The organism is Curvibacter cyanobacteriorum (assembly GCF_028649475.1).
GTDB lineage: Bacteria > Pseudomonadota > Gammaproteobacteria > Burkholderiales > Burkholderiaceae_C > Curvibacter > Curvibacter cyanobacteriorum.
On record NZ_JAQSIP010000005.1, the window covers coordinates 141859 to 162856 of the forward strand.

Annotated in this window: 18 protein-coding genes; 6 read left to right on the top strand and 12 right to left on the bottom strand. The window is 66.5% G+C overall.

The features are described 5' to 3' along the window. Nucleotides 1-2: 2 nt before the first annotated feature. The 6 genes from PSQ40_RS12610 to sucC form a co-directional block, all read right to left on the bottom strand. Nucleotides 3-2264, bottom strand: a complete 2262-nt coding sequence (locus PSQ40_RS12610) for a CHASE2 domain-containing protein (RefSeq protein ID WP_273951873.1) — start codon at nt 2262-2264, stop codon at nt 3-5. A gap of 43 nt (nt 2265-2307) precedes the next feature. Then, the gene (locus PSQ40_RS12615; protein WP_273951874.1) at nt 2308-2979 is read right to left on the bottom strand and encodes an FHA domain-containing protein; all 672 of its coding nucleotides are present in this window, start codon (nt 2977-2979) and stop codon (nt 2308-2310) included. Nucleotides 2980-3039: 60 nt separating this feature from the next. After that, nucleotides 3040-3825 (bottom strand): Stp1/IreP family PP2C-type Ser/Thr phosphatase, encoded by a 786-nt coding sequence (locus tag PSQ40_RS12620; RefSeq protein WP_273951875.1) that lies wholly within the window; start codon nt 3823-3825, stop codon nt 3040-3042. Between the two features lie 343 nt (nt 3826-4168). Then, nucleotides 4169-4858: a TerC family protein gene (locus PSQ40_RS12625; RefSeq protein ID WP_273951876.1), complete on the bottom strand. Its 690-nt coding sequence runs from the start codon at nt 4856-4858 to the stop codon at nt 4169-4171. A 139-nt stretch (nt 4859-4997) separates the two neighbouring features. Beyond that, the gene (gene sucD, locus PSQ40_RS12630; RefSeq protein WP_273951877.1) at nt 4998-5894 is read right to left on the bottom strand and encodes a succinate--CoA ligase subunit alpha; all 897 of its coding nucleotides are present in this window, start codon (nt 5892-5894) and stop codon (nt 4998-5000) included. 18 nt (nt 5895-5912) lie between these two features. Further along, nucleotides 5913-7073, bottom strand: a complete 1161-nt coding sequence (gene sucC, locus PSQ40_RS12635) for an ADP-forming succinate--CoA ligase subunit beta (RefSeq protein ID WP_273951878.1) — start codon at nt 7071-7073, stop codon at nt 5913-5915. A 157-nt stretch (nt 7074-7230) separates the two neighbouring features. Between sucC and argC the strand changes: the two genes are divergently transcribed. Beyond that, nucleotides 7231-8166, top strand: coding sequence for an N-acetyl-gamma-glutamyl-phosphate reductase (argC, locus tag PSQ40_RS12640; protein WP_273951879.1), 936 nt, complete (start codon nt 7231-7233; stop codon nt 8164-8166). 216 nt (nt 8167-8382) lie between these two features. On the opposite strand, the gene recX is transcribed toward argC, so the two are convergent. Next, nucleotides 8383-8859, bottom strand: coding sequence for a recombination regulator RecX (recX, locus tag PSQ40_RS12645; protein WP_273951880.1), 477 nt, complete (start codon nt 8857-8859; stop codon nt 8383-8385). A gap of 60 nt (nt 8860-8919) precedes the next feature. Continuing rightward, the gene (gene recA, locus PSQ40_RS12650; protein ID WP_273951881.1) at nt 8920-9987 is read right to left on the bottom strand and encodes a recombinase RecA; all 1068 of its coding nucleotides are present in this window, start codon (nt 9985-9987) and stop codon (nt 8920-8922) included. A 148-nt stretch (nt 9988-10135) separates the two neighbouring features. Between recA and PSQ40_RS12655 the strand changes: the two genes are divergently transcribed. From PSQ40_RS12655 to PSQ40_RS12665, 3 genes are all read left to right on the top strand, one after another. Beyond that, a complete protein-coding gene (locus tag PSQ40_RS12655) occupies nt 10136-10615 on the top strand; it encodes a MarR family winged helix-turn-helix transcriptional regulator (RefSeq protein WP_273951882.1) in 480 nt (159 codons plus the stop codon). A gap of 137 nt (nt 10616-10752) precedes the next feature. Beyond that, the gene (locus tag PSQ40_RS12660) at nt 10753-11427 is read left to right on the top strand and encodes a response regulator (RefSeq protein WP_273951883.1); all 675 of its coding nucleotides are present in this window, start codon (nt 10753-10755) and stop codon (nt 11425-11427) included. Nucleotides 11428-11436: 9 nt separating this feature from the next. After that, nucleotides 11437-12891 (top strand): sensor histidine kinase, encoded by a 1455-nt coding sequence (locus PSQ40_RS12665; RefSeq protein WP_273951884.1) that lies wholly within the window; start codon nt 11437-11439, stop codon nt 12889-12891. 66 nt (nt 12892-12957) lie between these two features. On the opposite strand, the gene PSQ40_RS12670 is transcribed toward PSQ40_RS12665, so the two are convergent. Genes PSQ40_RS12670 through PSQ40_RS12680 form a run of 3 tightly spaced genes read right to left on the bottom strand, consistent with a single transcriptional unit; the run spans nt 12958 to nt 15159 of the window. Beyond that, nucleotides 12958-13614 carry an SPOR domain-containing protein gene (locus tag PSQ40_RS12670; protein ID WP_273951885.1) on the bottom strand — a complete coding sequence of 219 codons (657 nt, stop codon included), beginning with the start codon at nt 13612-13614 and terminating at the stop codon, nt 12958-12960. 37 nt (nt 13615-13651) lie between these two features. Then, a complete protein-coding gene (locus PSQ40_RS12675; protein ID WP_273951886.1) occupies nt 13652-14497 on the bottom strand; it encodes a biotin--[acetyl-CoA-carboxylase] ligase in 846 nt (281 codons plus the stop codon). An 11-nt stretch (nt 14498-14508) separates the two neighbouring features. Further along, nucleotides 14509-15159 carry an SET domain-containing protein gene (locus tag PSQ40_RS12680; RefSeq protein ID WP_273951887.1) on the bottom strand — a complete coding sequence of 217 codons (651 nt, stop codon included), beginning with the start codon at nt 15157-15159 and terminating at the stop codon, nt 14509-14511. Nucleotides 15160-15309: 150 nt separating this feature from the next. On the opposite strand from PSQ40_RS12680, the gene PSQ40_RS12685 reads away from it, so the two are divergent. Further along, a complete protein-coding gene (locus PSQ40_RS12685; RefSeq protein WP_273951888.1) occupies nt 15310-18237 on the top strand; it encodes a DNA topoisomerase III in 2928 nt (975 codons plus the stop codon). Nucleotides 18238-18429: 192 nt separating this feature from the next. Here the strand turns inward: PSQ40_RS12685 and PSQ40_RS12690 are convergent, their stop codons facing one another. Then, the gene (locus PSQ40_RS12690; RefSeq protein ID WP_273951889.1) at nt 18430-19083 is read right to left on the bottom strand and encodes a TetR/AcrR family transcriptional regulator; all 654 of its coding nucleotides are present in this window, start codon (nt 19081-19083) and stop codon (nt 18430-18432) included. 125 nt (nt 19084-19208) lie between these two features. On the opposite strand from PSQ40_RS12690, the gene PSQ40_RS12695 reads away from it, so the two are divergent. After that, on the top strand, nt 19209-20843 hold the full coding sequence (locus tag PSQ40_RS12695; RefSeq protein WP_273951890.1) for an acyl-CoA dehydrogenase family protein: 1635 nt from the start codon (nt 19209-19211) through the stop codon (nt 20841-20843). Nucleotides 20844-20998 lie beyond the last annotated feature (155 nt).

Below are 20998 nucleotides of genomic sequence, written 5' to 3' on the forward strand. Positions count from 1 at the left end.
CCTCATTTGGTGTCGAGCCCGGTCACGCCATCCCAGTCGTCGGCTGGAGGATGCTGCTGAAACCGGCTCAGGCGCTGCGCAAAAAGCTGACACAGCCCGACCAGACACTCTGTCTTCTGCAAATTTTCCAACAACTGCTCACAGACAGGCCAGTCTTTTGAGCGGTAAGCGAGAAGAAATTGATCCCAGGCCTGCGCTTGATCGGTCGACAAGCCCGGCAGCGCGCCAAAAGGCGCCCAAGGCCCGGGACTGAAGATGGTCACGGCGCCTTCCTTGCCCTGCACCCGGACCCGGTCCAGCGCCAGCCACTGGCCCACCCCTGTGGCCTGCTGGCGGGTCGTCTCGCTGGCCACCACCGACACCCCGTACAGCTTGGACAGCCCCTCCAGCCGCGAGGCCAGGTTGACCGCATCACCGATCACGGTGTAGCTGCGGCGCAGGTCCGAGCCCATGTCCCCGACCCGCATGAGCCCGGTGTTGAGTCCAATGCCGACCGAGATCGGCGCCTGCCCCAGCGCCTGCCGCGCCTGGTTGAAGGCAGCCACCTCGGCCACCATGTCCAAGGCCGCAGCCACCGCCTTGGCCGCATGGTCGTCCTGCGCCACCGGCGCCCCCCAAAAGGCCATCACGCAATCGCCCATGTACTTGTCGATCGTGCCCTGATGGCGCCGAATGCACAGCGTCAGGCGACTGAACAGGCTGTTGAGCAGGTCCTGCAAGGCCTCGGGCGACAGGCCCTCGGACAGGCGGGTGAAGCCACGCATGTCACAGAACATGACGGTCAACTCACGACTCGCCGCGCGCATCGAATAGCGCTCGGGCGCCAACAGCATCTGATCGACCAGTTCGGGCGGCACATAGGTGCCGAACACATTGGCCAGACGCCGTTTGGCGCGGCTCTCGACCAAGTAGCCGTAGCTCATGTTGAGCATCAGGGCCAGCAGCACCAGCAGCACCGCGCTGGCCAGGGGAAAGACGAGGCCCGCCGCTTGGTACAGGCCCACGTTGAGCCCCACCACCGCCACACCGGTCAGTGCCCCCCAGCACAGGGCCATGACCGCACTCACCCGGGGCAACACCCAGGCCAGCCAGCCCCCGACCAGCAACAGCACCAAGGCCTCGTAGCCCAGGGCATAGTCTGGGCGCACCGCCAGGCGCTGGTCCAGCAAGCCGCTGACCACGTTGGCATGCGATTCGACCCCGGGGTAGGTCTGCCCGACCGGGGTGGCGCGCAGGTCCAGCAAACCGGGCGAGGTGGAACCGACCAACACAATGCGGCCCCGCAGCACTTCGGCCGGGGCCCGCCCCTGCAACACATCGACCGCCGACAGGTACCGGTAGGAGCCCCCCTGCGGACCGCCCGGCCCGCGGAAGGGCACCAGGGTCGTCCCGCGCTCATCGACCGGGATGACCTGCTGCAAGCCTGGCCCCGACAAGCGCAAGCCCTCCAGGACGGGCACCACTTGCCCCGCGCCAGGGGCCAGCACCGGCAGCACCTCAGGCCGCCCTTGGGCCGCCCGGTACAGCGCCAACGCCAGCGATTCATAGTACTGCCCCTGGTAGCGGGCAAGCAGGGGCAAGGAGCGCACCACGCCGTCCTCGTCGGTCACCGAGTTGAAGAAGCCCGCCAAAGGGGCCGCGGCAGCCAACTCGGGCAGGCTGGCGCCATAGCCGTCCCACTCCAGCACGCGCAGACCCTGGGCGGGCAAGGCGTGGCTGTCCAGCACCGGCGCGGGCAGCACGCCTTTGCGACGCCCCTCGCGATCGCTCGAAAAGTAATACCCCAGCACCACCGGACGCTGCGCCAACACCCGGGCAAAGCGGCGGTCGTAGTTGAGCTGCTCCCCCAGTTGCTGCACGCGTTGCGCAAACCATGGGTCGTCCTGGAAGGTGCTGCGCGCCAGGTCTTGCAGGGAATGCAGACCCGAACTGGTGTCGGCCTCCGAGAACAGCACGTCAAAGCCCAGCGCGCGGATGCCGTACTCGTCAAACAGGCGCTGGGTGAGGTGGGCGAGCTGGTCGCGGCCCCAAGGCCAGTGGCCCACTTCGGCCAGGCTTTTTTCGTCGATGTCGACGATCACCACGCGTTCGTCCAGCGTCCCGGGCAGGGTCAGGCGAAGCCGGGTGTCGTAGATCAGCGCGTCCAGGCGGGTGATGAGGGCCAGTTGGTAAGCCCCCGTCAGGTGGCCCAACAACAGGCACAAAGGCAACAAGATGACGGCCATGCGCCGCCCATGCTTGCGCAGGCCCACAGACCACCGCATCAGAAGGGCGGGCCACGCCATGGGTCCCAGCCCCCGAGCCCGATCAGGCCTGGAAGAATTGCATCTGCGTGCCCGCGAGTTCCATCACGTCACCGCTCTTGAGCGTGACCGGCTCGGCGCCCACCGCATTGCCGTTGAGCGTGGGCAAGGTGCCGCCTTCGACATGAGCGAGCACAAAACCGTGCGGACGGCGGGTGATGGCCGCCACCGCCACACCGGGCTTGCCGATGGTGGTGACGACCTTGGTCAGGCTGACCTCGCGCCCCGCCGCCGAGCCCGACAGAACCTTGATGGAGCCCGACAGCGGTTCATTTGGATGCAGCGGCGGCGACTGGTAGCTGCCCATGGACGCCGGCACAGTGGGCAACACACCCGGCGCGGAGTGCGGCGGGCGGATCACCATGGTCTTGTCGTACTCGGGGGTTTCGACCTCGCCAATGAAGCGGATCTTGTACTTGCCCACCTCGATGGTGTCACCGTTGTGCAGGGCCTGCTTCTTGACCGCCTTGCCGTTCACATAAGTGCCGTTGGTGCTGTTCAGGTCTTCCAGCATCACCTCGGTGCCCACCACCTGCAACACCGCATGCTCACCGCTGACAGCCAGGTTGTCGATCACGATGTCGTTGTAGGGGCGACGACCCAAGGTGGTCCGTTCCTTGGTCAACTGCACTTCCTTGATGACGACCCCATCGATCGAGACGATCATCTTGGGCATGTTCGGTACTCCTGAAAACCTGGCTTGTTATGAAATGACGGTGACTCGCGGCTGGGTGTTTTACGCACCCCAAAGGCGTGACAGCAACCCTCTTTTGGACAAGGCGTCCCCAGCGCGCACCAGCAGCACGCTGATATTATCGCGCCCCCCATGGCGATTGGCGAGATTGATCATTCGCGTTGCTTTTTGGGTCAGCGACTCGGACGCCGCCAACAAATCGGCGATGTCGGACGGGCTCAGCATGTCTGACAAACCGTCGGAACACAGCAGGTACAGGTCGCCGTTTTCGACCCGGCACTCGCTGACCTCCAGCAAGGCCGCGTCCTCCACCCCCATGGCACGGGTCACCAGGTTGCGGTTGATCGACACCGCGGCCTGCTCGGGCGTGATCAGGCCGGCATCGACCTGCTCCTGCAGCAGGGAATGGTCTTTGGTGAGCTGCAGCAACTCGCCCTTGCGCATGCGGTAGCAACGCGAATCGCCGATGTGCCCCAGCATCAGGCGGGCGTCCTGAAACACCCCCATCACCAAGGTTGTGCCCATGCCCGAGTACTGAGGATTGCTGTGCGCGGCATTGAAGATGGCGCGGTTGGCATTGTCGACACAGATCTCCATGGCCCGCTGGATCTCTTTGGCATTCGCATGCCGACCCGCCTGGGCCAGCCAACGGGCCAGCTCGGTGCGGATGAAGGTGGTGGCCATGCCACTGGCCACCTCGCCCGCGTTGTAGCCCCCCATCCCGTCGGCCAGCACCGCCAGACAGGTGGACTCATCAAAGGTCACCGAATCTTCGTTGTTGGCTCGGGCCAAGCCCGGGTCGGTGAAGGCACAAAACTCGTATTTCATTGCTTGACTGTCTGGGACTCCATCCGATCCCGGGCTCCCCGCCAGCCCTCAAAGCCGATGGCGACATCACCCTCCTCGGTCGATGGACACCCGCCCCCTGGGTCGCAGACCCGTGGAACTCAATTGGAAAACGGGCCCCTCCCAAGCGGCTGCCATGGCCGCCGCACAGCGGCCCGTTGGCAGCCCCCATGGCCCCCAATGTGGTATCAATGTCACTCATTTGTGACAAAAACCGACAGGTAGCACGTTAGCAGAGCCCCAGCGGGCGGACAAGTCGGGGCCCAAAAAAAAAGGCCACCGCAGGTCGCGGTGGCCCTCGGTGAGCCGAAGCTCAACCATTCACTCAGGCAGCGGCATGCTTGCTCGCGCTGCGCGCTTGCAGCCACTTGCCCAGACCGATCACGACGGCCGCGCCCACGGCCGGTGCCACGGTGTGCAGCCAACCGTTTTCCTTCAGGAAGCCTTCCAGGAACACGTCGCTGACGATGGTCTCGCCTGCCACCCAGCCGATCAGACCGGCCCCCAGCATGACGATGATCGGGAAGCGTTCCATCAGCTTGATCATCAAGGTGCTGCCGAAGATCACCAGCGGGATGCTGATGGCCAGGCCGATGATCAGCAGCGTGTCGCTGCCCTTGGCGGCGGCGGCCACGGCAATCACGTTGTCCAGGCTCATCACCAGGTCAGCGATCAGGATGGTGCGCACGGCGGCCATCATGCCGCCAGCGGCCTTGGATTCGCCTTCGTCCTCTTCCTCTTCGCTCAGCAGTTGCACGCCGATCCACAGCAGCAAACCACCACCCACGATCTGCAGGAAGGGCAAGCCCAACAACTTGGCGGCGACGAAAGTCAGCGCGATCCGCAGCACCACCGCTGCGGCAGAGCCAAACAAGATGGCTTTCTTTTGCTGCTCAGGGGGCAGCGAGCGGGCGGCCAGAGCGATCACCACCGCGTTGTCCCCCGACAAAATGATGTTGATCCAGACGATCTTGATCAAACCGATCCAGAACTCCGGGTTGTTCAGCATGTCCATGCACGTTCTCCTATGTTTGAATGCGAAAAGCGCCCGAAACCTGCGTTTCGAGCGCTTCTCTGATTTTGGAAGCCGAAGTGTAGCGGCCCCTTGGGCCGCAGCCGTCCGTAATTCTGCGTACGGCCAGGCGGTTTGCGCCTTACTTCAGTTGTGCCTTGAGCAGCTTGCCCAGTTCGGACGGGTTGCGCGTGACGACGAAACCGCACTCTTCCATGATGGCGAGCTTGGCATCGGCGGTGTCAGCACCACCCGAGATCAGGGCACCGGCGTGGCCCATGCGCTTGCCGGGAGGCGCGGTCACGCCAGCGATGAAGCCCACCACCGGCTTCTTCATGTTTTCCTTGCACCAGCGGGCAGCGTCGGCCTCGTCCGGGCCGCCGATTTCGCCGATCATGATCACGGCGTCGGTGTCCGGATCGTCGTTGAACGCCTTCATCACGTCGATGTGCTTCAGACCGTTGATCGGGTCGCCACCGATGCCGACAGCGCTCGATTGGCCCAGACCGACTTCGGTCAGCATGGCCACGGCTTCATAGGTCAGGGTGCCGGAACGCGACACCACGCCGATGCGGCCCTTGCGGTGGATGTGACCGGGCATGATGCCGATCTTGATTTCGTCGGGCGTGATCAGGCCGGGGCAGTTTGGGCCCAGCAGCAGGGTCTTCTTGCCGCCGGCAGCTTCCTTGGCCTTCATCTTGTTGCGCACTTCGAGCATGTCGCGGACCGGAATGCCTTCGGTGATGCAGATCGCCAGGTCCAGGTCGGCTTCAACGGCTTCCCAGATGGCGGCAGCAGCGCCGGCGGGCGGCACGTAGATCACCGACACGGTGGCGCCGGTCTGGTGAGCAGCTTCCTTGACGGAGGCGTAGATGGGGATGTTGAAGATCGACTCGCCGGCCTTCTTCGGGTTCACGCCAGCCACGAAGGCGTTCTTGCCGTTCGCGTATTCCTGGCACTTTTCGGTGTGGAACTGGCCAGTCTTGCCCGTGATGCCCTGGGTGATGACCTTGGTGTCTTTGTTGATGTAGATCGACATGTTTCTTCTCCGGGCTTCTTACTTGACGGCAGCAACGATCTTGGTCGCAGCTTCGGCCATGGTGTCGGCAGCAATGATCGGCAGACCAGATTCGGCCAGCAACTTCTTGCCCAGTTCTTCGTTGGTGCCCTTCATGCGGACCACCAGCGGCACGGACAGGTTCACGGCCTTGCAAGCGGTGATCACGCCGTTGGCGATGGTGTCGCACTTCATGATGCCGCCGAAGATGTTGACCAGAATGCCTTCGACCTTGGGGTTCTTCAGCATGATCTTGAAGGCTTCGGTGACCTTCTCAGCGGTGGCGCCGCCGCCCACGTCCAGGAAGTTGGCCGGCTCGCCGCCGAACAGCTTGATGGTGTCCATGGTGGCCATGGCCAGACCGGCACCGTTCACCAGGCAGCCGATGTTGCCGTCCAGCGAGATGTAAGCCAGGTCGAACTTCGAAGCTTCGACTTCAGCCGGATCTTCTTCGTCCAGATCGCGGAAAGCCACGATTTCCGGGTGACGGAACAGGGCGTTGGAGTCGAAGTTGAACTTCGCGTCCAGGGCGATCAGGTTGTTCTTGCTGTCGCGGTTCAGCGGGTTGATTTCAACCAGCGAAGCGTCGGTGTCCATGTAGCACTTGAACAGCTTCTGGAAGATGTCAACGGCTTGAGCGGTCGACTCGGCGGGCAGGCCGATGCCGTTGGCGATCTTGGTGGCTTGCTCAGCGGTCAGGCCGACCAGCGGGTCGATGAACTCGGTGATGATCTTTTCGGGCGTGGAGTGGGCCACTTCCTCGATGTCCATGCCGCCTTCGCTGGACGCAATGAAGGCGAGCTTCTGCGTGGCGCGGTCGGTCACGACGGACACGTAGTATTCCTTTTGGATGTCAGCGCCATCTTCGATGTACAGGCGACGGACCTTCTGGCCTTCGGGGCCAGTTTGGTGCGTGACCAGTTGCATGCCGAGGATGTCGCCAGCCAGCTTCTTCACGTCTTCGATGGACTTGGCCACCTTGACGCCGCCGCCTTTACCGCGGCCACCAGCGTGGATCTGGGCCTTGACAACCCAAACCGGGCCGCCCAGCTTTTGGGCAGCTTCAACAGCTTCTTGAACTGTAAATGCAGGAATGCCACGGGGAACGGGCACACCAAACTGACGCAAGATTTCCTTGCCTTGGTACTCGTGAATCTTCATGAGGGCTCTCTCAGGAATGGATGATTTTCACCCGGCGACCTCGCAATTTGCCGGCGTCGGGCAGTGGACACAGCAACCCCGAAATGTATCATGTTGCTCTGCACAATCCTTGTGCGTAACTGACACGGCATGAACAGCATTGGGGCACGAAACAACCATGGCCAAGGTTTTTATTGATGGCGAAGCCGGTACCACCGGCCTGCAAATCCGCGAACGTCTGCAGCACATGCCGACCATTGAGGTGGTCAGCATTGCAGCGGACCGACGCAAAGACCCCGCCGCCAAACGCGAACTGATCGCGGGGGTGGACCTGGTCATCCTGTGCCTGCACGACGATGCGGCGCGCGAAACCGTGGCCATGGTGGACGAGCTCGAGGCCAGCACCGGCCGCCCGGGCCCGAAGATCATCGACGCCTCGACGGCCCACCGGGTCGCCCCGGGCTGGGTGTTTGGCTTTCCGGAGCTGGCCCCGGGCCAGCGTGCCGCGGTGCAAGCGGCCCGACGAGTGGCCAATCCGGGCTGCTATGCCACCGGCGCCATCGCCCTGTTGCGCCCACTGATCGATGCCGGCCTGCTGCCCGCCGACCACCCGGTGGCGCTGCCTTCGGTGAGCGGTTATTCGGGTGGCGGCCGCCCCATGATCGAAGCCTACGAAAAGGGCGAAGCGCCTTTGTTTGAAGCCTATGCACTGGGCCTCAAGCACAAGCACATCCCTGAAATCATGGCCTACACCGGCCTGACCCGCCGGCCGCTGTTTGTGCCCGCCGTGGGCAACTTCCGCCAAGGCATGCTGGTGCAACTGCCGCTGCACCTGGACACCTTGCCAGGCCGCCCCAAGGCCGCCGATCTGCACGACGCCCTGGTGCGCCACTACGCGGCCAGCGCAGCCGAGGGTGGCTGGGTCAGCGTGCAGGAGGCCACCCCGGACGGCAAGCTCGACGCCCTGGCACTGAACGACACCAACAAGCTCGAACTGCGGGTGTTCGGCAACGACGACTACCAACACGCGGTGCTGATCGCCCGCCTCGACAACCTGGGCAAGGGCGCCAGCGGCGCAGCGGTGCAAAACCTGCAACTGATGCTGGGCCTCTGAGCCAAGGCCTGAAGGCCTCCGAAGCCGGCCAACAGCCCCTTCAGGCCCTACAGACCCTTGAGCCCGATTGAAAAAGGCCCCACCGGGGCCTTTTTTCATGCCCGCGCGAGCACGCCGGGGCAGGGGGTCAGGGGGAGGGCATGGGGCGCTGAACCCGCCCTTGGGATGGACCCACGGGGTCCGGAGTGCCCCAGCCGCGGCCCCTGAGCGATCGGCTCAATCCGGGCAGAAATCTGCGCCGTCATCGGGCACCCCCTGGCCCGCCAACACACGGCGCACGACCTCGGACGAGAAGCCCCGCGTCAACAAGAAACGGCTTTGTTTGGCGCGCGTGGGCGCATCGCTGGGCAGTTGGTCAAAGCGCTTGGCCCAGACCGCCTGAGCACGCGACAGCTCACTGTCCTTGAGGCCGGCCAGCGCCTGCTGCACCGCCTCACCCTGCAAGCCTTTGGCTTGCAGCTCCTGGCGCAGCCGGCCAGCGCCCAGGCGCGAGGCACGGCGGTAGAGCAGCGAGTCGATCACCCGCTGTTCGTCGATGAAGCCGCGCGCCTGCAAGTCATCGAGGGCCTGGGCGAGTTCGCCCGGCACTTCTTCGTGGGGCGCAAGCTTGCGTTCGAGTTCGGCACGCGAATGCTCGCGCATCGACAGGTAGCGCAGGGCGCGCCCCTTGAGCGAGATTTTTTCAAACGACATGCGGGCCTGGGGTCACCCTGCGGTGCGCGACCGAGGCCGCACACCGCGGGAGCGATCCGCTCACTCGTCGTCGGACACCGCCGCGGCGGCGCTCAGGGCCGGCGGCAGCAGGGCGATGCCCAGGCTTTCGCGCACCTTGTTCTCGATCTCGCGGGCCAGGTCCGGGTTCTCACGCAGGAACTCACGCGCGTTGTCACGGCCTTGGCCGATTTTTTCGCCGTTGTAGGCGTACCAGGCACCCGACTTTTCGATGATCTTGGCGTTCACACCCATGTCGATGATTTCGCCATGGCGGCTGATGCCTTCGCCGAACAGGATGTCGAACTCGGCCGTCTTGAACGGGGGCGAGACCTTGTTCTTCACCACCTTGACCTTGGTCTCGTTGCCGATCGATTCCTCGCCCTTCTTGATGGTGCCGGTGCGACGGATGTCCAGGCGCACCGAGGCGTAGAACTTCAGCGCGTTGCCGCCGGTGGTGGTTTCGGGCGAACCAAACATGACGCCGATCTTCATGCGGATCTGGTTGATGAAGATGACCATGCAGTTGGTCTTCTTGATGGTCGAGGTCAGCTTGCGCAGCGCCTGGCTCATCAGGCGGGCCTGCAAGCCGGGCAGCGAGTCGCCCATTTCGCCTTCGATTTCAGCCTTCGGGGTCAGGGCAGCCACCGAGTCGACCACGATCAGGTCCACCGCGCCCGAGCGCACCAGGCTGTCCACGATTTCGAGCGCCTGCTCACCGGTGTCGGGCTGGCTGATCAGCAGCTCCTGCAGGTTCACCCCCAGCTTTTGGGCGTACTGGATGTCGAGGGCGTGCTCGGCGTCCACGAAGGCGCAGGTGCCGCCTTGCTTTTGCATTTCGGCCACCACCTGCAGCGTCAGCGTGGTCTTGCCCGAGGATTCCGGGCCGTAGATTTCAACCACCCGGCCGCGCGGCAAACCGCCCACGCCCAGCGCCACGTCCAGGCCCAGCGAGCCGGTGGAGATGACCTGGATGTCCTCGATCACCTCGCCCTCGCCGAGGCGCATGATGGTGCCCTTGCCGAACTGCTTTTCAATCTGGGCCAGCGCGGCCTGCAGGGCCTTGGCTTTTTCGGGATTGGCGGCGTTGCCTTTGACGGGTGCGTCCATGGTGTGACTCCTGGTGTGTGTGTCTTGAAACCGGTGGGATCAGCACTGTGATTGGTCACAGGCTGGATGCTTGAACAGTAGTTTACGCAAGCCTTGAAAAAATATCTCTGATTTTTTAGTCAGTTTGCCTGACTATTAAAATCCCCCCATGGCCACCCTTCCCGACCCCCATGATGCGTGGCGCCAGACCCACCTCGGACGCCTGATGGGCCACGCTTTGCGCCGATTCGACGAGCGGGTGCTGACGCTGATGGCGCACAACATCGAGGTGCCCCTGGCCCTGTCCAACCTGGCCGCCCGGGCGCAGGTCAGCGCCGCCCACATCCACATCACGCGCCACCTGGCGCTGGAAGGCTCGCGCCTGACCGACCTCGCGGCCAGCGCCGGCATGAGCAAGCAGGCGATGGCGGACCTGGTCACCCAGTGCGAGGCCTGGGGCCTGGTGCAGCGCGAGCCCGACCCGCTGGACGCCCGGGCACGCCGGGTCTGCTTCACACCCACGGGCCTGGCCTGGCTGCAGGCCTTCCGGGACGCCGTGACCCAGGCCGAGGCGGAGTTCCGCCAGGCGGTGGGCAAGGAGGTGGCCACCGTGGTGGCCCTGGGCCTGGAGGCCTATGCCGGCGCCTGAGCCCCGCCCGGACAGGACGGAGGCCCTCCCAGCACCCGCGCCCCCGGGTCAGCCCCAGTGCCGCCGGCGCGGAAGCCGGGGCCTTCGCGCCTAAAATTTGGCCATGGGGCGTTTGCCCCCATCGCCCAGGAGACCCCATGAGAATTCTGATTGCCGAAGACGACCAGGTGCTGGCCGATGGCCTGCTGCGCACGCTGCGCGCCTCGGGCGCTGCGGTCGACCATGTGGCCAGCGGCACCGAGGCCGACGCGGCGCTGATGACCAACAACGAGTTCGACCTGCTGATCCTGGACCTGGGCCTGCCGCGCCTGCATGGGCTGGAGGTGCTCAAGCGCCTGCGCAGCCGCGGTTCGGCCCTGCCGGTGCTGATCCTGACCGCCGCCGACAGCGTGGAAGAGCGCGTCAAAGGGCTGGACTACGGCGCCGACGACTACATGGCCAAACCCTTTTCGCTGCAAGAGCTGGAGGCCCGTGTGCGCGCCCTGACGCGGCGTGGCATGGGCGGCACCAGCAGCGCCATCAAACACGGTCCGCTGGTCTATGACCAGGCAGGCCGGGTGGCCACCATCGACGGCAAGATGGTCGAGCTGTCGGCACGCGAGCTCGGCCTGCTCGAAGTGCTGCTGCAGCGCGCCGGTCGGCTGGTCAGCAAAGACCAGCTGGTGGAGCGCCTGTGCGAATGGGGCGAAGAGGTCAGCAACAACGCCATCGAGGTCTACATCCACCGCCTGCGCAAAAAGATCGAGCGCGGGCCGATCCGCATCGCCACCGTACGCGGGCTGGGCTACTGCCTCGAAAAAATCCCGAACTAGGCGCCCGCTTTGAAAATCTTCCAGCGTGAGCAGCGCTCGCTGTTCGGCGAAATCCTGGACTGGATGCTCACGCCGCTGCTGCTGCTGTGGCCGGTCAGCCTGGCGCTGACCTGGCTGGTCGCGCAGGGCATCGCCAACAAGCCGTTTGACCGGGCGCTCGAGTACAACGTGCAAGCGCTGGCGCAGCTGATCACGGTGCAAAACCACCGCGCCCACTTCAACCTGCCCCAGCCCGCCAGCGAGTTGCTGCGCGCCGATGATTCGGACATGGTGTACTACCAGGTGATGGGCACACGCGGGGAGTTCCTGTCCGGCGAACGCGACCTGCCCCTGCCCACCGAGGAGGACAAAACCGTCATCGGTGTGGTGCGCCTGCGCGACGACGAGCTCAAAGGCCTCGAAGTGCGGGTGGCCTACATCTGGGTGCGCCTGCCGCTGGAAAACGCCGAGCCTGCCCTGGTGCAGGTGGCCGAAACGCGCGAAAAGCGCTCCGTGCTGGCGACCGAAATCATCAAGGGCGTGATGCTGCCGCAGTTCGTCATCCTGCCGCTGGCGGTGCTGCTGGTGTGGCTGGCGTTGGCGCGCGGCATCAAACCGCTGTCGCAATTGGAGGAGCGCATCCGCGCCCGCGACCCGGACGACCTGAGCCCGCTCGACGACAAGGCCGTGCCCATGGAGGTGGCGCCCCTGGTGTCCTCGGTGAACGACCTGCTGACCCGGCTCAACGACTCCATCGCGACCCAGAAGCGCTTCCTGGCCGACGCGGCCCACCAACTCAAGACCCCGCTGGCCGGCCTGCGCATGCAGGCCGACCTGGCGCAGCGCGAAGGCACCAGCACCGCCGAACTCAAGCAGTCGCTGCAACAGATCGGTCGCTCCAGCATCCGCGCCACCCACACCGTCAACCAGTTGCTGGCCCTGGCACGGGCCGAGAGCAGCGGCGCGGTGCTGGCCCGCCAGCCCTGCGACCTGGCGCGGCTGACCATGGAGGTGGTGCAGGACTCGGTGCCCCGGGCGCTGGAGAAGCGCATCGACCTGGGCTACGACGGCGCCACGCCGGGCAGCCCGGGTGTGCAGTTGCAGGGCAACCCCACCCTGGTCAAGGAGCTGATTCGCAACCTGGTGGACAACGCCATCAACTACACCCCGTCCAGCGCGGCCCGGCCTGGCGTGGTGACGGCGCGCGTGCTGGCCGACAACTTCAGCCGCACGCTGCTGCTGCAGGTCGAGGACTCCGGACCGGGCATCCCGGAGGCCGAGCGCGAGTTGGTGTTCCAGCCCTTTTACCGCGCCTTGGGCACCGATGCCGACGGCTCGGGCCTGGGCCTGCCGATCGTGCTGGAGATCGCGCGCCAGCACGATGCCACACTGACCCTCACCGACGCCCACCCGGGCCAGCCCGCCCCCGGTGCCTGCTTCACGGTGCGCTTTGTCTCGACCAGCCCCGAGGGCCTGCCCAGCTGAGCGTGGCGGCCTGCCAGCGGCAGACGCCGCGCGGCCCCGCGCCTGAACGCAGCGCCCGCCCCGGCCTCAACAGGGGCGCAGCGGTTTGTTGCCCAGTTGCTCACGCACCGGGTCCAGTTTGGCCTTGAGGGCCTCGTCGACGGCCGGCAGCTTGAGGCTGAAGCCCTTGGCGTCGGCGCGCTCCTGCTGCACGCGGGCGGTGCGCACGCCGCGCTGCGACAGCGCGTTGAGCTCCTCCGTGGCCGCGCCCGGGCTCGAGAAACTGCCCAGGGACAGGCCCGGCTCCAGCGCTGGCACGCCCACCGGCTCGAAGGGAATGCGGCGCGCCCGCAGTTCGGCCTTCTTGCGGTTCAGGGTGTCCACATCGGGGTAACGGCCCATGTAGATGATCCAGCGCCCCGGCACCGTGACCGGGTCCAGGCTCCAGGCCTTCTCGTCCAGGGCCTGGCTCAGCAGCGGCCGCAGCGCAGCGGCCAGCTTCTCGTCCAGCGGACCGGCCACCAGGCATTCCTTGGCCGCTTCGGCCGCGGCCTCGGCGGCGGCGCTGAGGCGGCGGCTTTCTTCGGCGCTCAGCACCTTGAGGGCTTCGGGCTTGATCTGCAGCGCCAGCCGCTGGGGTTCAGCGGGGTTGACCGGGCCCCAACCCAAACCAGCCAGGTGGCCCTGGCTCCACGCAAAGTAGGCCCCATTGGCCAACAGGAGCAAAACAAGGAGCAGGCGCATGGGTGAGGGCGGGTCTCTTCTTGGCGGCGTGGATCGGTCAGTCGGGCGCAGCCACAGGCCGCACACTCACCTCGGCACTGTGGATGGCCTGGGTGCCCTGAAGAGTATGCACGAGCAAAGCCCCATCGGCCCCGACACCGAGCGAGGTGCCCTCGAGGCCGTCGCTCGCGCGCACCCCACGCCCGCGCAGCACGTCGCGGGTGGCAAAGCGCGTTTGCAAGGGGGCAAAGCCCTGCTCGGCAAAGTCGTGCACGGTGCGGGCCAAGGCCGGCACCACGCGCTCCAGCGCGTGCGGCGCCGTGGCCTCAGGCCAGAAGTCGCGCAGGCAGGCGGGCGGCGTGGACAAGCCCTCGGCCTGGCGCGGCAGCACATTGAGCCCGATCCCGATCACCACATAGCGCGGCGGCACGGGCTGACCCGCGGCCACGGCCCCGGTGCCAGCGGTCTCGATCAGGATGCCGCCGACCTTGCGGTCCTGCAGCCACAGATCGTTGGGCCACTTGAGCCCCAGGCCCGCGGTACCGCCCGGGTCCAGCGACTCGGCCAGCGACAGCCCCACGGCCAGCGACAGGCCCGACCAGTCGCGTGGGGCCAAGGGCAAACCGAGCGACATCATCAGGGACGGCGGACCGTCGGCCGCGTCACCCAAGCTGCCCTCGGCGCCGCTTTGCCAGACGCGCCCCATGCGGCCGCGGCCCGCGGTCTGACGCTGCGCCACCAGCAGCACGCATTCGTCGCGCCCGGCGCGCGCCCGGCGCATCAGCTCGGTGTTGGTGGAATCGATCTCGGGCAGCACCTCGACCGAGAAGCTGGGCCACAGCGGCTGCACCGCCTGCCAGACCGCTTCAGCGGGCCAGCGCACCACGGACGGCAGGGGGCTCATGGCGGGTCCTTTCAGCGGCGGCGCGGGGCGGGGGCGGTCGACCGGGCCTGCGGCTTGGCCGGCGCCTTGGCGGGGGACTGGGGCTGGGATGCCACCTTGGCCTTGGGCTTGCTGGGCTGGCCGCTGGCCTGGGGCTTGGCCGCGCGCTGCGCCTGCGCCTGCCGCTGCGGCGGGATCTTCGGCGTGGCCGGGCGGCGCTTGGGCGCCAGCAAGGTGCCGCGGCATTGATCGGCACCGCACCAGCAGGGGTACTCGGCCTTGAGCTTGGGCGTGTAGCGCTCGTCGATGATCAGCCCGTAGTCGTAGTTGAGCTCTTCACCCGCGTGGATGTGGCGCAGCGCCTTGATGAAGATGCGGCCGTCTTCCTCGTCGGCGATGCAGTTGGGGTCGCAGCTGTGGTTGATCCAGCGCGAGGAGTTGCCACCGTTCAGGGCATCGATCACGCGGTCTTCGTCCACGTGAAAGTAGAAGGTGTGGTTGGGGTCGTTCGGGTCGTGCGGGTGGCGGTCCTGGGCTTCGTCCCAGGTGATGACCTCGCCCACGTACTCGATCACGGTTTCGCCCTCGGCGATGTCCTGCAATGCGAAGACGCCCTTGCCGTGCACGCCTGAGCGGCGTGTTTGAATGCGGCGACCGGAATTCACGGGGGCTTTTGCAGACATGACCAAAAACTCTGTTAATTTGAAAGGGCACCTGCGCGTGCATACACGTGCACGTGTGCGTGCATGTGCGTGCATGTGCGCGCGAAACCCGGATTGTAGGAGGCTGGCAGACCAGCCTCGGACCGGACCTTGAAAAGGGAAGACGCTGAAATGACAAAAACTCTGGTGATTGCTGAAAAACCCTCGGTGGCTCAGGACATCGTGCGGGCGCTCACCCCGACGGCAGGCAAGTTCGAGAAGCACGACGACCATTTCGAAAACGACCGATTTGTGGTGACCAGCGCCGTGGGCCACCTCGTGGAGATCCAGGCCCCCGAGCAATTCGACGTGAAACGCGGCAAGTGGAGCTTTGCCAACCTGCCGGTGATTCCGCCGTACTTCGACCTCAAGCCGGTCGACAAGACCAAGAGCCGACTCAACGCAGTGGTCAAACTGGCCAAGCGCAAGGACGTCAGCAACCTCGTCAACGCCTGTGACGCGGGCCGCGAAGGGGAGCTGATCTTCCGCTTGATCGAGCAATACGCCGGCGGCCAAAAAGGCGGGCAGTACCAATCCCTGGGCAAACCGGTCAAGCGCCTGTGGCTGCAGTCGATGACGCCGCAGGCCATCCGCGACGGCTTTGACAAGCTGCGCAGCGAAGCCCAGATGGCCGGCCTGGCCAGCGCGGCCCGCAGCCGCTCCGAGGCCGACTGGCTGGTGGGCATCAACGGCACGCGCGCCATGACCGCCTTCAACTCGCGCGATGGCGGCTTCTTCCTGACCACCGTGGGCCGGGTGCAGACCCCCACGCTGGCCGTGGTGGTGGAGCGCGAAGAGCAGATCCGCAAGTTTGTCAGCCGCGACTACTGGGAAATCCACGCCAGTTTCGGCGCGGCCGCGGGCGAATACCCGGGCAAGTGGTTCGACCCCAAGCACAAGAAGGACCCCGAAGACGCCGAGAAGCGCGCCGATCGCGTCTGGAGCGCGGCCCAGGCCCAGGCGATTGCCGACGCCACGCGCGGCCGCCCGGCCACCGTGACCGAGGAAAGCAAGCCCACCACGCAGGCCTCGCCGCTGCTGTTTGACCTGACCTCGCTGCAACGCGAAGCCAACGGCAAGTTCGGCTTCAGTGCCAAGACCACGCTGGCCCTGGCGCAGAGCCTGTACGAACGCCACAAGGCCCTGACCTACCCCCGGACCGACTCGCGTGCCCTGCCCGAGGACTACCTGCCGGTGGCCAAGCAGACCTTCGAGATGCTGGCCGACAGTGGCATGCGCCACCTGGCGCCGCACGCGCTGACCGCGCTCAACAATGGCTACATCAAGCCGTCCAAGCGCATCTTCGACAACGCCAAGGTCAGCGATCACTTTGCCATCATCCCCACGCTGCAAGCGCCCAGCGGCCTCAGCGACGCCGAGCAAAAACTGTACGACCTGGTGGTGCGCCGCTTCATGGCGGTGTTCTTCCCCAGCGCCGAATACCAGGTCACCACCCGCATCAGCCAGGTGCTCGAACACCATTTCAAGACCGAAGGCAAGGTGCTGGTCAAGCCCGGTTGGCTGGCCATCTACGGCAAGGAAGCCGCCGCCGAAGTCAGCGATGCCAAGGACGGCGACAAGGGCCAGAACCTGGTGCCTGTGGCCCCGGGCGAGAAGCCCGTGGCCGACAGCGTGGACGCCAAGGGCCTGAAGACCCGCCCGCCCGCGCGCTACTCCGAAGCCACCTTGCTGGGCGCCATGGAAGGCGCGGGCAAGCTGGTCGAAGACGACGAGCTGCGCGAAGCCATGCAGGAAAAAGGCCTGGGCACGCCTGCCACGCGCGCAGCCATCATCGAAGGGCTGATCCTGGAGAAGTACATGCTGCGCGAAGGCCGCGAGCTGATCCCCACCGCCAAGGCTTTCCAGCTCATGACCCTGCTGCGCGGCCTGGGCGTCGAGGAACTCTCGCGTCCCGAACTGACCGGCGAATGGGAGTACAAGCTCACGCAGATGGAAAAGGGCCTGCTGAGCCGCGACGAGTTCATGCAGCAAATCGCGGCCATGACCGAGCACATCGTCAAGAAGGCCAAGGAATACGACCGCGACACCGTGCCCGGCGACTACGCCACCCTGTCCACGCCGTGCCCCAAATGCGCGGGCGTGGTGAAGGAAAACTACCGCCGCTACAGCTGCACCGGGGCCGATGGCCACAGCGAGGGTTGCGGCTTCTCGTTCACCAAATCGCCCGCGGGCCGCACCTTCGAGCCCGATGAGGCCGAGATCTTTTTGCGTGACAAGAAGATTGGCCCGCTCGACGGCTTCCGCTCCAAGGCGGGCTGGCCGTTCACGGCCGAGATCGGTCTCAACTTCAGTGAGGAAGAGCAGAACTGGAAGCTCGAGTTCGACTTTGGCGACGACAAGGACGGCGAAGAAAGCGGCGAACTGCAGGACTTCAGCGGCCAGGAATCCCTGGGCCCCTGCCCCAAGTGCGGCTCGGCCGTGTACGAGCACGGCAGCAACTACGTCTGCAGCCACTCGGTGCCCACCGCGGAGCAGCCGACGCCGAGCTGCGACTTCAAGAGCGGCAAGATCATCCTGCAGCAACCGGTCGAACGCGAGCAGATGCACAAGCTGCTGAGCAGCGGCAAGACCGACCTGCTCGACAAGTTCGTCAGCATGCGCACGCGGCGCAACTTCAAGGCCTTCCTGGCCTGGGACGCCACGGCCAACAAGGTGAACTTCGAGTTCGAACCCCGCGCCAGCAAGTTCCCGCCGCGCAAGACAGCGGCCGGTGCCGCCGCCAAAGCCGTGCCAGCCGCCAAGAAAGCCGCCGGCAAGAGCGCTGCCAGCAAGGCCGCCAAAACGCCCAAGGCGCCGCGCAAGGCCACGCCCGGCAACGGCCTGACCCCGAGCACCGAACTCGCCGCGGTGATCGGTGGCGAGGCCGTGGCCCGCACCGAGGTGATCAAGAAGGTCTGGGACTACGTGAAGGCCAACGGCCTGCAAGACAGCGCCAACAAGCGCGCCATCAACGCCGACGCCAAGCTGCTGCCGGTGTTTGGCAAGCCGCAGATCACGATGTTCGAGCTGGCCGGGATCGTCGGCAAACACCTCAAGTGAAGCGGTAGGCGCCCATGGTCGCGCACGGCGTGTCGCGTCCTGCCCATAGAGGGGGCCGCAGGCCGCCGGGTCTTTCACCCCCACGCAACCCTCACTCCGTGGGGGTCGCTGCCCCCCAAGGGGGCCACAGGCCGCCGTCGGGCGGCCGGGCGGCGGCTTGGTCTTTCACCGCCTGATTCCGCTCCTTGGGGCTCAATCCGGGCGCATCAAGGCCTGGCCCAGGTAACCCCGCAAGGCCTGGCTGGCCTGGCGCTGCAAGGCGGTCAGGTCGGGGGCCCGGTCGCTGCCCAGGTGGGCGTGGGCGACCAGGCCATACAACACCGTCTGGCAGCCGCGGGCGACCTCGGGCAGCGGCGTGGCGGGGGGCTGGGGCACATCGGCGGCGGCCTCCAGCACCTGCACCCAGGCTTCGATGAAGCGCTGGTACATCTTGCGGTAGGCGGGCACACCCGACAGGTGCCGCTCCAGCAGGTAGTGGGCCGCCCACTCGGCCGCAGCGCCGCGGTGGGCCCCCAGCTGGGCACTCAGCACGGCCTGCAACAGCGCCTCCAGGGGCTGCCCGGCATGCGCCTGGGCCACCTGCTGCAAAGCGCTCAGCAGGGCCTTGGAGCGCAGGTGCAGGCAGACCCGGGCCAGGTCCTCCTTGCTCGCGAAGTACTCGTAGAAACTGCCCAGGCTGGTGCCGGCCAGGCCGGTGATCTCGCGGATCGTGATGCGCTCGTAGCCGCGCTCCACCAAAAGCTGAACAAAGGCCTGCTGCAAGGCCTCGGCCGTGAGGCGCGCGCGCGACTGGCGCGGGCGGCGGCGCAAGGGTTTGGCAGGGGCGGCAGAGGGGCGGGCGGTCATGCTGGCCAATCCGGACACCCCCGGACCAGGGTGTCCCTAGAATTTTTCGGAGGCTCCGGGCCTGCCATTGTGGCGCGGTCCGGCACTCGCCCCCCGGCCCAACGACCGGCTCCAGGAGACAGCGCATGATTGGCATCCACCCCGACAACCAGGTCCCCGAACTCAAGGACTACAACCTGTTCAGCAGCGACCCCGCGTTGCAGCGCGCCGTGCGCCACGGCCAGGCCGACTGGCGCGCCGCCGAGTTGCGGCGCCAGGGCGCCGAGTACGGCAGCGAAGCCACCCTGCGTGCCGCCGAAGACGCCAACCGCTACCCACCCGAGCTGCACACCCACTCGGCCACCGGCCAGCGCATCGACTTCGTGAAGTTCCACCCCGGCTGGCACACCATGATGGCGATGGCCCGGCGCAACGGCAACGCCAACCTGCCCTACCTCGACCCGCGCCCGTCGGCCTGGAGCGCCTATGGCGCCTCGATGTACTTGCACAGCCAGATCGAATCGGGCTCGGGCTGCCCGACCACCATGACCAAGGCCTGCATCCCCGTGGTGGCGCTGAACCCGGCGCTGTACGCCGAACTGGCACCCAAGCTGTTGTCGCTGGAACATGACCCGCGCGACCTGCCCCTGGCCCAAAAGACCTCGATCACCATCGGCATGGGCATGACCGAAAAGCAGGGCGGCAGCGACGTGCGCAGCAACACCACCCGGGCCGTGCCGGTGGGCAGCGGCCCCTGGGGGGACGGGTTCCTGCTGACCGGGCACAAGTGGTTCTTCTCGGCCCCGATGTGCGATGGCCACCTGGTGCTGGCCAAGACCGATGAGCACGGCGCCACCTGCTTTTTTGTGCCGCGTTGGGGCCCCGATGGCCGCAAGAACCCGATCCACATCCAGCGCCTCAAGGACAAGGTGGGCAACCGCTCCAACGCCAGCAGCGAGGTCGAGTTCAAAGAGGCCTACGGCGTGCGCGTCGGGACCGAGGGGCGCGGCATCCGCACCCTCATCGAGATGGCCAACTACACCCGGCTGGACTGCGCGCTGTCCAGCGCGGGCTACCTGCGCCAGGGCCTGGTGCAGGCCCTGCACTGGGCGCGCAACCGCTTTGCCTTTGGCCGCCTGCTGGCCGAGCAGGCAGCCATGCAGACCCTGCTGGCCGACATGGCGCTCGAGTCCGAAGCCGCCACCGTGCTGGCCATGGACCTGGCGGCCCGCTTTGGCTCGGACGCTCCGTCCGACCTGGCCTGGCGCCGCCTGCTGACCCCGGCCGCCAAGTTCTGGAACTGCAAGCGCGCGGTGGGCTACTGTGGCGAAGCCATGGAAGTGCTGGGCGGCAACGGCTATGTCGAGGCGGGCCCGCTGGGGCGCCTGTTCCGCGAAGCCCCGGTCAACTCGATCTGGGAGGGCTCGGGCAATGTCATGTGCCTGGACGTGCTGCGCGCCGTGGCGCACGCCCCAGACGACGCCCATGCGGTGCTCGACCACCTGCAGGCGGTGGCCCGCCAAGCCCCCGAGGTGCTGCGCCAGGTGCAGCAGTTGCGCGCGGCGCTGCGCCAGCCCCCCGAGGAGCTGGAGGCCCAGGCCCGCCGCTTCACCCAGCGCCTGGTGCTGACGGCCCAGGCCTGCCTGATGCTGCAACAGGCCAGCCCACTGGCGGCCGAAGCCTTCATCGCGAGTCGCTTCGACCCTGACTGGGGGCCGGTGATGGGCATTGCCGCGGGCACTCCACAGACCGCCGCACTGCTGCAAGCCGCCTGGGCCTGAGGCCGCGGCCCAGCCCACCACCGGGCCCAAGGGGACCGAGGCCCGCGCAAGGCGGGGCGCCCCACAGGGCCCCCCACAGCGCCCCATGCCCCATGCCCCATGCCCCATGCCCCATGCCCCATGGTCACCCAGGTGGCGCGCTATCGGGGCGCGGC

Coding starts and splice junctions, on each gene's coding strand:
- PSQ40_RS12615 (WP_273951874.1), bottom strand. CDS start 2,979: ATGCCCAAGATGATCGTCTCGATCGATGGGGTCGTCATCAAGGAAGTG.
- PSQ40_RS12625 (WP_273951876.1), bottom strand. CDS start 4,858: ATGGACATGCTGAACAACCCGGAGTTCTGGATCGGTTTGATCAAGATC.
- PSQ40_RS12680 (WP_273951887.1), bottom strand. CDS start 15,159: ATGTCTGCAAAAGCCCCCGTGAATTCCGGTCGCCGCATTCAAACACGC.
- recX (WP_273951880.1), bottom strand. CDS start 8,859: ATGTCGTTTGAAAAAATCTCGCTCAAGGGGCGCGCCCTGCGCTACCTG.
- PSQ40_RS12610 (WP_273951873.1), bottom strand. CDS start 2,264: ATGCGGTGGTCTGTGGGCCTGCGCAAGCATGGGCGGCGCATGGCCGTC.
- sucD (WP_273951877.1), bottom strand. CDS start 5,894: ATGTCGATCTACATCAACAAAGACACCAAGGTCATCACCCAGGGCATC.
- PSQ40_RS12655 (WP_273951882.1), top strand. CDS start 10,136: ATGGCCACCCTTCCCGACCCCCATGATGCGTGGCGCCAGACCCACCTC.
- PSQ40_RS12690 (WP_273951889.1), bottom strand. CDS start 19,083: ATGACCGCCCGCCCCTCTGCCGCCCCTGCCAAACCCTTGCGCCGCCGC.
- PSQ40_RS12620 (WP_273951875.1), bottom strand. CDS start 3,825: ATGAAATACGAGTTTTGTGCCTTCACCGACCCGGGCTTGGCCCGAGCC.
- PSQ40_RS12670 (WP_273951885.1), bottom strand. CDS start 13,614: ATGCGCCTGCTCCTTGTTTTGCTCCTGTTGGCCAATGGGGCCTACTTT.
- PSQ40_RS12685 (WP_273951888.1), top strand. CDS start 15,310: ATGACAAAAACTCTGGTGATTGCTGAAAAACCCTCGGTGGCTCAGGAC.
- PSQ40_RS12675 (WP_273951886.1), bottom strand. CDS start 14,497: ATGAGCCCCCTGCCGTCCGTGGTGCGCTGGCCCGCTGAAGCGGTCTGG.
- PSQ40_RS12695 (WP_273951890.1), top strand. CDS start 19,209: ATGATTGGCATCCACCCCGACAACCAGGTCCCCGAACTCAAGGACTAC.
- recA (WP_273951881.1), bottom strand. CDS start 9,987: ATGGACGCACCCGTCAAAGGCAACGCCGCCAATCCCGAAAAAGCCAAG.
- PSQ40_RS12660 (WP_273951883.1), top strand. CDS start 10,753: ATGAGAATTCTGATTGCCGAAGACGACCAGGTGCTGGCCGATGGCCTG.
- argC (WP_273951879.1), top strand. CDS start 7,231: ATGGCCAAGGTTTTTATTGATGGCGAAGCCGGTACCACCGGCCTGCAA.
- sucC (WP_273951878.1), bottom strand. CDS start 7,073: ATGAAGATTCACGAGTACCAAGGCAAGGAAATCTTGCGTCAGTTTGGT.